This window comes from Pantanalinema rosaneae CENA516, from assembly GCF_050753385.1.
Taxonomy (GTDB): domain Bacteria; phylum Cyanobacteriota; class Cyanobacteriia; order Leptolyngbyales; family Leptolyngbyaceae; genus Pantanalinema; species Pantanalinema rosaneae.
Window position 1 is genome coordinate 1 of the sequence record NZ_JBLZFZ010000042.1, and the last position, 12503, is coordinate 12503.

A 12503-nucleotide genomic window follows, 5' to 3' on the forward strand; every position below is an offset into this window, starting at 1 on the left:
AGATGTGTATAAGAGACAGCCCCCACCCTCCCACCACCTCTGTTTCTCCATCCTCGACACTGGCATCGGCATTGCCCCCGAGGATATTGACAAACTGTTCCAGGCATTTGTCCAGATTGATAGTAGTTTAAGCCGTCAGTATACGGGGACAGGATTAGGGCTGGCACTGGTGCAACAAATTACCACCCTGCATGGCGGCAGCGTCTCGGTCGAAAGTGCGGTAGGACAGGGCAGTTGTTTTACAGTGCGCCTCCCGTACCATGCCCATCCTGAGGTCAACCAGATCGCAACAGTGCTTCCTCCCAGTCATATCCTATCTTCACAGGGAAATCACTTATCCTGCGAAGATGCTGTTGCAGTTTCCAAGCCTATTGATCCTTCCCTGAGTGATCTTGGCATGACATCGCCGCCTGACTCAAAGGCTCCCCTAATTTTGCTCACAGAAGACAATCAAGCCAATATTGATACAATTTCCGGCTATCTGGAAAGTCGGGGCTATCGGTTAATTCTGGCAACCAGTGGGCAGCAAGCCGTAGAACTTGCTCGATCGCAACAGCCGAATTTGATTCTGATGGATATCCAAATGCCGGGAATGGATGGATTAGCTGCCATCCAGCAGATCCGCGCCAATGGACAAACTCAAGTTCCGATCGTCGCCTTAACCGCGTTAGCCATGCCCAGCGATCGGCAAAGATGCTTAGACGCGGGAGCTACCGAATACCTGACAAAACCGATTAAGCTGAAGCAACTAGCTGTAACGATTCAACACCTTTTGTTGCCCAGGAGTGAAACGTTGCTATGAATTCTCAAGCATCTATTTTAGTCATTGATGATGAACCTGATAACTTTGATGTGATTGAAACGCTCTTGCATAGTGCTGGCTATCAATTACACTATGTACCCAGTGGGCAGAAGGCGATTCGATATTTGCCAAGTTTCCAACCAGATGTGATTTTGCTAGATGTGATGATGCCGGATTTAGATGGCATCCAAGTTTGCCAGCAGATTAAAGCCGATCCGCAATGGCGGGCAGTCCCCATTATTATGACCACTGCGTTGACAGCCAAAGAGGATTTAGCTCGCTGTTTAGCCGCCGGAGCCGATGATTTCATCAGTAAACCTGTAAATGGCTTGGAGTTACGGGCACGAGTACATTCCATGTTGCGGATTAAACAACAGTATGACAATGTGCAAACCTTGCTGCAATTGCGGGAAGACATGGTGAATATGTTGGTGCATGATCTCCGCAATCCGCTCTCCAGTATTCTGCTCGCCACCCATATTCTCAAGTCGCCAGGATTTCCGATCGACAAGCAACTAGAAAAAATTGATCACGTTGCGATCGCGGCAAGCCAAATGGAAACGATGATCGATAGCTTGTTGATCATGGCAAAGTTGGAATCGGGCAAGCTGATACTGAATTATACCGACGTAGATCTCTATGCGATCTGTAGTTCAGCGTTGTCGAATGCCGAAGCGATCGCCACCCAAAAGCATCTAAACCTGCTGAGTCAGTTGCCTGAACCCGGTGGCATGATTCAGGTGGATGCGGCGATCCTGCGCCGAGTGCTGGATAATTTGCTCTCCAATGCCATTAAGTTCTCACCATCCCATAGCCAGGTGATGCTGCAAGCCGAGTATTTACCCACTGGGGGAGCCAAGATCCAAATTGCGGATTCTGGCCCAGGAGTACGGGCAGATCTCCAGCAACAGATTTTTGAGAAGTATGAGATCGGGACATTGATCCAGAATGTGTCGCAAATTGGACTCGGGTTAGCCTTTTGCAAACTGGCGATCGATGCCCACCAAGGCAGCATCACTGTTACCGACAATGTTCCCAAAGGCACGATCTTTACCGTTACCCTACACAATCCTGCGCAGGCATAACCGAGGGTCACTCCAGCCCCCAACCCACCTTAGAACAATATTTTATTAATCACTTAAAAGCTTTATAAGCATAAAACTATATTATGATCAAACGCATTAAACGATCGATGATCCACTGCAATCCTCTAACTCCTACACCAGTGACGGGATTGCATGGAGGCAGATGCCTCGTTTTTGAGTAAAAAAGTTTGGCTAACCCATCGCCGCAGCCCCCTAACCTCGCGATCGGTGCAGTTATGTTAAGTTATGAAAACCTTTAATCATTAAATTACCCAATAGCTATAAAGTGCTTAATAGACTTTTGGTTGAAGGAAGCTATGCCTGCAAAATGATTTCGCTGCACAGTGTCCCAACAGGCATCGCCGAACGCACTATTTCTAATGAGGTGACTAAACATGAGTCAAGATTTAGCCCAACGACTGCGCGAAGGAACCAAACACTCTCACACGGCTGCCGAAAACACTGCCTTCATGAAATGCTTCCTCAAAGGCATCGTTGAGCGGGAACCCTTCCGGAAGCTATTGGCAAATTTGTATTTGGTCTACAGTGCTTTGGAAGATGAACTGCGGCGGCATCAAAATGACCCCGTGGTAGGAGCGATGTACTTCCCAGAGTTAAATCGCACTGCCAACCTGGAGCAGGATCTGGCATTTTATTATGGTGACAACTGGCGGGAGCAGATTACCGCCTTACCCGCCGGTAAAATCTATGTCGATCGCATTCATGAAGTTGCCAATACCGATCCTGTGCTGCTGATTGCCCATGCCTATACCCGTTACATGGGTGATCTTTCCGGTGGTCAGGCGTTGAAAAATATTATCCGTTCCGCGATGAACCTACCGCCGGATCAGGGCACCGGACTGCATGAGTTTGAGCAGATTCCCACGGTAGAAGCCAAGCGGGCATTTAAGGAAAAATATCGCGACACTCTGAATGGTCTACCCCTTGATGACGCGACAATCGATCGCATTATTGATGAAGCGAACCGAGCCTTTACTTTAAATCGGGATGTCGTTCACGAACTAGAAGATGAGGTGAAAGCCGCGATCGGGGAGCATGTATTTGATCTGCTCACCCGCCAAGAAATTCCCGGTGCCACTGAGCGTCCTCCCCACGGAGCCGCTAAACCGGATGCTGCCCTGCAATATAGCATCTAGGCGCAAGTTGAGCGATCCTCCCTCGCCCTCCTGATTAACAAGGCTACCGTGTACACATCTTCTCTGCAACCTAGAAACCCTGCATTCTGCCCCCCTAGCCCCCCAATTCTGGGGGGAATTAGAACTTTCAAAGTCCCCCAGAATTGGGGGATTTAGGGGGCGGGACAGGCTTAATCATCCAACAGACAACTTGTGTGTACACCGTAACCTTAATCAGGAGGGAACCGTTCGCGAAGTGTGTGCGAAGCACATACTAAGAAGTCCGAAAGTCCCCCTTAGAAAAGGGGATTTAGGGGGATCGAACTAAAATTTGCTACTCTTCAACCCAACTTTTTCCATCATTCCTAAATCTATCCAAGAGGAAACTAGTTCTCCATGAGCTTCTCGCTGCCTACCGTTGAATTTGACCCTAAGTTGCTGCGTCAATACGATCAACCCGTTCCCCGTTACACCAGCTACCCCCCAGCCACCGAACTCAAACCGGAATTTGAAGAAGTTGACTTCCGGGCAGCGATCGCGGTGAGTAACTATAAAAAAACACCTTTATCGCTGTATTGTCATATCCCCTTTTGTGACAGTGCCTGTTATTTCTGTGGCTGCAATACCGTCATTACTCAGCGTAAGGAAATCGCTGAACCTTATTTAGAATATTTAATTCGGGATATTCAGCAGACGGGGGCATTAGTCGATCGCAATCGCTTAGTCCAACAACTGCATTGGGGTGGTGGCACACCGAATTATCTCTCGATGCCACAGGTAGAACGGCTATGGACAGCATTGCAGGAACAGTTTAGCTTTGCGCCTGATGCCGAGATTTCGATCGAAGTGAATCCCCGATCGCTCGATCGAGACTACATCTTCTTCCTGCGGCAACTTGGATTTAACCGGATTAGCTTTGGTATTCAAGACTTTAATCCAGAGGTACAACAGGCAATTAACCGAGTCCAAACGGAAGCCATGTTGTTCAATGTCATGGAGTGGACACGGGAAGCTAAGTTTGACAGTGTGAATGTGGATTTAATCTACGGCTTACCGTACCAAACCCTGGAAACTTTCAAACATACGATCGAGAAAACAATCGAACTTGATCCCGACCGGATCGCGGTATTCAACTTTGCCTACATGCCCTGGCTAAAACCCGTACAACGCCGGATTCCAGAAGCCGCGCTACCCGAACCAACCGAGAAACTCGATATTTTGAAAATGACGATCGAGGATCTCACCAAGAACGGGTATGTCTTCATTGGCATGGATCACTTTGCCAAGCCGAATGACGAACTGGCGATCGCCCAGCATGAAGGGCAACTGCACCGCAACTTCCAGGGCTATACCACCAAACCAGAATCCGATCTGCTGGGGTTTGGCATGACCTCGATCAGTATGCTGCACGATGTGTATGTGCAAAACCACAAGCGATTGAAGGATTACTACAACGCGATCGATGCAGGTATGTTACCGATCGAACGCGGGGTGTCACTGAATCAAGACGATGTGATTCGTCGCACCGTGATCATGGAATTAATGTGTCAATTCCGATTGTCGAAAGACGCATTAGAAGAGAAGTATCATCTCAGTTTTGATCAGGACTTTGATGAATATTTTGCTGATGCCCGGTTTACTTTGAAACGTTTGGCAGCCGATGGTTTAGTCGAACTCTTACCAAATCAAATTCAGGTGACTCCGGCGGGACGCTTGTTAATCCGCAATATCGCGGCAGCATTCGATGCTTACCTGAAAGAACGGGCGGGAACTAGCTTCTCTAAAGCGGTTTAATTGACTGCGATTGATTGGTGATGTTGTAGAGGCGATCGCCACTTGCCTCTACAGCCATTTGTTGCCTGAACACTACATTGGTTTTATTCGCTGGGAGACAGGTTTATGCGGATCCTGATGATTCAACCCAACTATCACTCTGGCGGGGCAGAGATCGCCGGGAATTGGCCTCCGAGTTGGGTGCCCTATGTCGGCGGAGCATTAAAAACAGCAGGCTTCACCGAAGTTCGCTTCATTGATGCCATGAGTAACGACATTGATGATGTCTCCCTGGCGGCACAAATTCAGTCCTATCAACCGGATGTGGTGTTGGCAACGGCGATCACCCCCATGATCTACAAGTCCCAAGCCACATTAAAGTTGGCAAAAACGGTTTGCCCGAATATCAAAGCAATTATGGGCGGGGTACATCCAACCTATATGTACCGGGAGGTACTGCATGAGGCTCCGTGGGTGGATTACATTATCCGAGGCGAGGGCGAGGAGATTACCGTCAATCTGCTGCGATCGATCGCCAATGGCACCGATCAACACGATCGCCGCGAGATTTTGGGGATCGCCTTCCTGGAAGAGGGAAAAGTGGTGGCAACCCCAGCCCATCCACCGATCAAGGATCTGAATACTCTGACTCCCGATTGGACGCTATTGGACTGGAGCAAATACATCTACACCCCATTGAATACGCGGGTCGCTGTGCCCAACTATTCACGGGGCTGTCCGTTCCGCTGTCGCTTCTGCTCCCAATGGAAATTCTGGCGCAAGTACCGTTCCCGTTCGCCTAAACATTTTGTTGATGAAATTGAACGGTTGGTGAAAGATCATCAGATCGGCTTTTTCATTCTGGCAGACGAGGAACCGACGATTAACAAGTCGCGGTTTGTGGCGCTTTGTCATGAACTGATCGATCGCAATCTGGGTGTCCACTGGGGGATTAACACCCGTGTAACTGACATTCTGCGGGACGAAAAGGAATTACCCCTGTATCGCCAAGCCGGTTTAGTGCATGTGTCTCTGGGCACAGAAGCCGCCGCCCAACTGAACCTGAATCTATTCCGCAAAGAAACAACGATCGCGGATAACAAACGGGCGGTGCAACTGCTCCGCCAAAACGGCATTCTGGCAGAAGTGCAATTCATTATGGGTCTGCCCAGCGAAACGCCCGAAACCATTGAGGAAACCTACCGGATGGCGCGGGACTGGAAAGCGGATATGACCAACTGGAATATGTATACGCCCTGGCCGTTTGCGGAACTGTTTCAGGATTTAGCCGACAAAGTCGAAATTCGCGACTACTCGCACTACAACTTTGTCACTCCCATCATCAAACCGGATAACATGACGCGGGAAGCAGTGCTGAAAGGCGTACTGCATAACTATGCTCGCTTCTATTCCTGGAAGTTTCTAGAATATTGGTTTGAGAAAGATCCGTTTAAGCGGCGGTATCTATTAGGTTGTCTCTGGGCATTTGTCAAAACGACCTGGAATAAACGCTTCTATAACTTGAAGCGGGTGAAGCAGAAAGGTTTACATACCGAGATTGAGTTTGGCTTCGATCAATCGAAGATTCTAACGCCAGAACAAATGGCACAGTTGAAGCAAAAAACTCAAAAGACTTCGGCAGATACCGATTTTATTGGTACAATTTCTGCTTGCGGCCCATCGGCAACGTTGCCCACGATCGACATTGAATCCGAAGTGCAATCCCATCAGTATTATGATGAAGTGCAGGTGGCTGTAATTGAAGCGGATCAACAAACTCGGGTTGATCTTCGGGTGGCGCTGCGGGCACAGGAAGGGATTGAAGTCGCCAGCGAAGCCACTAATGCAGAAACTGGATTAGTGCTACTAGAATCGATCGATGTCGAAGTCGCCGTAGTAGACAGTACCCTACCGGATATGGATCTGATCAAGTTCATCCGCATGGCGCGGAAAGTCCAAGCCAATTCCTATGTGGTGCCATCCAAAATTCTGATCTTGGTGACTCCCGACCAACAGGATTTGTTAGCTGCCGCTTTAGAAGTTGGAGTAGATGCCTTTTGCTTGAAGAATGCCCCGATCGAACATCTGGCGGAAGCGGTGCGAACCACCTATCTTAAAGGGTCATACCATGATCCCGCGATCGAACTTCCCGTTTCGTCTGTGATGTCCGTGAGCTAATGTTGCCCAATTCTAAAGTTGATGTGTAGGGAGATCATTGATCATCTTCCCAGCGTCTAAACTATATCTGTTGTTTGTGTGGTTGAGGAAATAGGAATGACCATTGATAATTCACCAACAGCACCACAAGCACCATTGAAGCTTGATTGGGTGTCTGTGATCTTTTTTAGCATCGTTCATGCCTTAGCATTGCTAGCTCCCTGGTTTTTCTCCTGGTCAGCTTTGGGCGTGTTATTAGTATTGCATTGGTTATTTGGCAGTATTGGCATTTGCCTGGGCTACCATCGTTTACTGAGTCACCGCAGTTTTCAAGTCCCGAAGTGGCTGGAGTATACGATCGCGGTCATTGGAGCCTTAGCCCTACAGGGAGGCCCGATTTTCTGGGCAGCCGGACACCGCTTGCACCATGCCTTTACGGAGGATGAGGAGAAAGATCCCTATTCGGCACGACGCGGCTTTTGGTGGAGCCACATGCTGTGGTTGTTCTATCCCAAATCGGAGTTTTTTAACTACGACGAATATCAACGATATGCCCCGGATCTGGTGCGTGATCCGTTCTACCGTTGGTTGAATCGGAACTTCCTCTGGCTGCAATTGCCTCTGGGGATACTGCTCTATGTTCTGGGCGGTTGGTCGTTTGTTGTGTATGGCATGTTTGTGAGAGCCGTCCTGCTATGGCATAGCACCTGGTTTATTAACTCAGTAACTCACATGTGGGGTTATCGGACTTTTGAGACGAACGATAATTCCCGCAATCTCTGGTGGGCAGCGATTTTCACCTATGGCGAAGGTTGGCATAATAACCATCACGCCTATCCGAATGTGGCAAAAGCCGGTTGGCGTTGGTGGGAATATGATGTTACCTGGTGGGCAATTTGGGTACTGAAAGTCACCGGATTAGCCCGGAAAGTGGTGATGCCACCGGAACAAGCGATCGCGAATCAATAGCGCGGATCATTCATCGTTCAATGTCTGTATAGGGGTGGGTCTAGCCGCTCGCTGAACTTAACCCGCCGTAGCATTAGCGGCAAAACTCACCCTTACTTTCTTCCTCTAATCCCATTTTTCCTATAATCGCCCATCGAAATGACATCATCCTTTACAGCACTGCCGGAAATTGATTTTCAAAGTGAATCGTACAAAGATGCCTACAGTCGCATCAATGCGATCGCAATTGTCGGCGAACAACTTGCCTTTGAAAATTTTTTACAGCTTGCCCAATTACTGCCTCAGTACGACAAGCCATTATTACAACTAGCCAAAGTAGAAAATCGGCATAAAAAGAGTTTTCAAACCTGTGGTAAAAATCTCAACGTCATTCCAGATCTCCACTTTGCCTGGAATTTCTTTGCCGCCTTACACCACAACTTTCAGGGCGCTGTCGATCGCGGACAGGTGGTTACGTGTTTGTTGATTCAATCCTTAATCATTGAATGTTTCGCGATCGCGGCTTACAGCACTTACCTGCCGGTGGCAGATGATTTTGCTCGGCGGATTACCGAAACGGTGATTCAGGATGAACAGGCTCACCTGACCTTTGGCGAGACATGGCTAAAGCGAAATTTTGCCACGTCCCGATCTGAACTGAAACATGCGAACCAGGCTAACTTACCGTTAATCTGGGAAATGTTGAATCAGGTGGAAGCCGATGTGCAAACGATTGGCATTGATAAAGCCGCGATTGTGGAAACTTTTATGATGCATTATGGGGAAGCGTTAGGCAACATTGGCTTCAGTACCCGCGAAATTCTACAACTCTCTGCCCACGGTCTAGCTACACCAAAGAATGACCCAAGCGAAGAAATTCATTAAACCTGGGACAGTGCAATAGCGATTGACTTAAACCTTACAGTGTACCTCAATTTAAAATTGAATGGTACATATTTCTTTATTGAGGCAAATCTGTAATTATACCCTTGTGAAAGCTTTAACAATAGCCAATGAGCAAAACAGGGTGGCGAAATCAGAACTCCTCTTTTCCGCGATCGTTGTCTGGAACCACAACAGCCTTTTGGCACCATCTGTGGAATCAAGCTGATTCGGGATTGCTGACAAGCCAGCGATCGCGCACTAGCCTGTTTGTTATTGGCATTATACTGCTGCTCGGATTCGGCGGTTGGGGCAATTATCGGCAAGTCTCGGATCGCCAAGTTGCCGATCGCTGGACTCAAGCCATCACCCAACTTAAAGCATTGAGTGTTGCCAAACGTCTATCGGGCATTGCTGCGCTCGAAACGGTGATGGTAGATGCTGCGGATAGACATTGGGCAGGCTTGGAAGTTTTAACCGCCTTTATTCGGCAAGACTCCCCCAGAGTAGAAACGCCAACAGCCCAGAAACAGCAGAGTAATCAAGTGTTGCCCGACATCCAGGCGGCATTAGCTGTGATTCGGCACCGGAATCCCCATCGCGATCCCCCCGATCGATCGCTGAATTTGCGTAGTACAGCACTCCGACAGGCAGATCTGCATGGAGCCAGCTTGAATGGAGCCGACCTGCGTAAGTCTGACCTCAGTCGAGCCAACCTGAATTTTTCCAACCTGTATCAAGCCGATCTGCGGCGGGCTGTTTTATTTAAAGCCAGGTTAGAAGGTGCCAACCTGGAAACGGCTAACTTAGGAGCGGCTAACCTGTATGGCAGTATCTTGCGGAGTGCGACTCTCAACGGGGCGAATTTGTCTGGTTCGATCTTAGAAGGGGCTGACTTGCGGGGAGCCGTGTTGAACAAAGTAAACCTCAGTAAAGCCAACCTGAGTCGAGCCATTCTGAGCAGGGCGCGTGTGAGTAAAGTTGACTTGCAGGGCGCTAACTTAAGTCGCGCTAACCTGTATGGGGCAAATTTACATGGGGCAATCTTCAGGGGCGCTACCCTCAATCAAGCCGATTTGCGGAATGTCAGTTTGCATGAAGCGGATCTGCGAGGAGCGGCTTTACATCAAGTTGATCTGCGGGGAGCCACCCTTAACTTCGCGATTCTAGATGATGATGCCCTGCGGACAGCCGTACTATGCAATACGATTATGCCCAATGGTTGGCTGAGCAATCGCGACTGTAACTCTCCTGGACGTTAACTAAGATCGGGCAATATTTAGCTTAGAGCTAAATCTATAATGTTCATTCAGCTACTTCATTCACTGCACTCTATGTAGTTTAAACAACAGAGGTATGCGGATTGTAATATTAATCAGCAATTTGCAAAACTACTTCTATCTTGTTATAAGTGAGAGGCTGGGATTTAATGAATAACCTGAGCTAAATGATCCAGGTGTAAATAATTCTAGCCTTTAAACATGCTTGAATTATTCTCCTATAATAGGAATAAATCTCTCGAATCACCTATTTTAAGGTGATTACTTTGCTCTGAATTCACAATGAGCACAGCAGCTTTGGCAAGTTTGCAAGACCAAATGACATTGGGTTAGCGAAGTCCATTACAACGCGAGCGACCTATGAATCAACGCGTCAACGGTAAACTGACCGCTGAATTTGAGGCTAGATCTCAGCCGCCGCTAAACTACTCCGCTTGGCTTAAACTATTCTCCTCTGAACACAAAGACGTAGCTGAACAGCTAGCCTATGAATCTGAGGTACTTAACTATGATCTAGGAGATACAGTCAAAATTTACGATACTCCTAATCTAACCCTTCAATCTGTTTGCAATGGACATCTTAAGGGAGATTTTTATATTGTTTGCCATGGACAGGTTCGGTTACTGAGTCATCACAATCCCCCACTGAAACCATCCTCTGTCGCCGTTTTGGTAGAGGGAGAAACCTTCGGTGCTGACCATCTATTCTGTGCCACTCCATTACCCTACAAAGCGATCGCAGCCAGTCCGCAGGTACAGGTTGTTCGGATTGCGATCGCGACTTTAGTCCCCTGGCTAGAACAACTACCCACCCTGAAAGAACAACTACAACACCATGCTGTACAGCGTGAGCAATTAATCTTCTTCAAAACGCTGACCAACCTGAAGGTCGTTCCCAGCCGCCTGATTCACGGATTTCTTTCCTACCTGGTAGAAGTCTCTGTTCCCGCCAACACTCTACTGACAACCTCAGAGCCATATCAATCTGGGTACTTTTGGCTGCGGCAAGGCGAGATCCAGAGTTTAGATCATGCCACAATGCTGCCGGAGGTGGGTAGCGGCTGGTACTATCCTGAGCCGCCTTCTACGGAATGGATCGCGGCTACGGATGTCCGACTCTATCATCTGCCTGCGGAGCATTGGAGTGTTGCGACTGCCCTGTTTCCACACCTGTTTACCACCCTACTAAGTTCATCCGAACCAAATGGTGAGTCGTTGGCAGCAAACACTAATTCGCCCATATCGTCACAACTACAGACCTATCGCCAGTCTTTGCTTGCCGCCAAACCTCAACGGCTTAGCCGTGACCCGCTACCGACCCCACCAGGTTCTGGTGCGGAGTTGGTTGCTCCGTCAGCAACTGAGATCAACTTTCCTCGACCTAAACCGCACCGACGACTGCGCCTCTGGCATCGGTATCCGTTGATTGAACAGCAAAGCTCATCTGACTGTGGGGTTGCCTGTCTGGCAATGATCGGACTGTACTGGGGTAAACGCTTAAGCCTCAATACTTTACGCACCCTGGCCGATGTTGGCAGATCAGGCGCGTCCTTAAAGAACCTGGCAAAAACGGCTGAAAGTATTGGGTTTCATGCCCGTCCGGTTCGAGCCAGCTTAAGTCGGTTAGTTGAGCAGAAACAGCCCTGGATTGCACATTGGCAAGGCGATCATTACATTGTGGTGTACTGGGTACGGGGCGATCGGGTGTTAGTGGCTGACCCTGCCCGTGGCAAACGGATCTGTTCTCGCCAGGAATTTCTCTCCCATTGGACGGGATATGCCCTTCTGTTAGAAGCAACGCAAGAGTTAAAAGCGGTAGAAGCAAAACCCGCTCAATCCCTGTGGCGATTTTGGAGCCTCTTAATGCCCTATAGCTCAGTGCTATGGCAGATCATAGGCATTTCTTTATTGATGCAGGTATTTGGGTTATTCACTCCCTTGTTTACCCAGGTCATTCTGGATCAAGTCGTGGTGCAGAAAAGCCAGGATATGCTACTGGTATTTGCCTTGGGATTAGTGCTGTTTAGTGTCTGGCGGGTTGGCTTAACAGGAGTCCGACAATATTTACTGGATTACTTCTCGAATCGAGTTGATCTCACGTTAGTTAGTGGCTTTATTAGCCATACATTAAGACTACCGTTGAAATTCTTTGAGTCTCGCCAGGTGGGAGATATCCTTACCCGCATTCAGGAGAATCAGAAAATCCAATTATTTCTAGTTCGTCATGCGGTTTCAACCTGGTTAGATGCCCTGATGGCGATCGTCTATGCCGGACTGATGTTTTACTACAACTGGCAATTGGCATTATTAGTGCTGGGGTTAATTCCCCCCATTGTCTTGCTGACACTCTCCACTACACCATTTCTCAAGCGATTATCACGAGGGAACCTCGATTAATTGAGGTTTTACAAATTTCAAGTCTCATTCCAGTCTCAAAGTC

At 48.4% G+C, this 12503-nt stretch carries 9 protein-coding genes; all 9 read left to right on the top strand.

Annotated elements, in window-relative coordinates:
* Positions 1-802 (top strand): response regulator (locus ACN4EK_RS21490; protein ID WP_431660261.1); only part of this gene is annotated, 802 nt, incomplete at its 5' end.
* Positions 799-1887 (top strand): hybrid sensor histidine kinase/response regulator, encoded by a 1089-nt coding sequence (locus ACN4EK_RS21495; protein WP_431660262.1) that lies wholly within the window; start codon positions 799-801, stop codon positions 1885-1887. The genes ACN4EK_RS21490 and ACN4EK_RS21495, both read left to right, overlap by 4 nt.
* A 395-nt stretch (positions 1888-2282) precedes the next feature.
* On the top strand, positions 2283-3044 hold the full coding sequence (locus ACN4EK_RS21500; RefSeq protein ID WP_431660264.1) for a biliverdin-producing heme oxygenase: 762 nt from the start codon (positions 2283-2285) through the stop codon (positions 3042-3044).
* Positions 3045-3419: 375 nt separating this feature from the next.
* Positions 3420-4817: an oxygen-independent coproporphyrinogen III oxidase gene (hemN, locus tag ACN4EK_RS21505; RefSeq protein ID WP_431660265.1), complete on the top strand. Its 1398-nt coding sequence runs from the start codon at positions 3420-3422 to the stop codon at positions 4815-4817.
* A gap of 105 nt (positions 4818-4922) precedes the next feature.
* Positions 4923-6974, top strand: coding sequence for a magnesium-protoporphyrin IX monomethyl ester anaerobic oxidative cyclase (gene bchE / locus ACN4EK_RS21510; protein WP_431660266.1), 2052 nt, complete (start codon positions 4923-4925; stop codon positions 6972-6974).
* A gap of 96 nt (positions 6975-7070) precedes the next feature.
* A complete protein-coding gene (locus ACN4EK_RS21515) occupies positions 7071-7922 on the top strand; it encodes an acyl-CoA desaturase (RefSeq protein WP_431660268.1) in 852 nt (283 codons plus the stop codon).
* A 138-nt stretch (positions 7923-8060) separates the two neighbouring features.
* A complete protein-coding gene (locus ACN4EK_RS21520) occupies positions 8061-8786 on the top strand; it encodes an aldehyde oxygenase (deformylating) (RefSeq protein WP_431660270.1) in 726 nt (241 codons plus the stop codon).
* Positions 8787-8914: 128 nt separating this feature from the next.
* Complete coding sequence (locus tag ACN4EK_RS21525) at positions 8915-10045, top strand: pentapeptide repeat-containing protein (RefSeq protein WP_431660272.1); 1131 nt, start codon at positions 8915-8917, stop codon at positions 10043-10045.
* A 378-nt stretch (positions 10046-10423) separates the two neighbouring features.
* A complete protein-coding gene (locus ACN4EK_RS21530; protein WP_431660274.1) occupies positions 10424-12460 on the top strand; it encodes a cysteine peptidase family C39 domain-containing protein in 2037 nt (678 codons plus the stop codon).
* Positions 12461-12503: the final 43 nt, after the last annotated feature.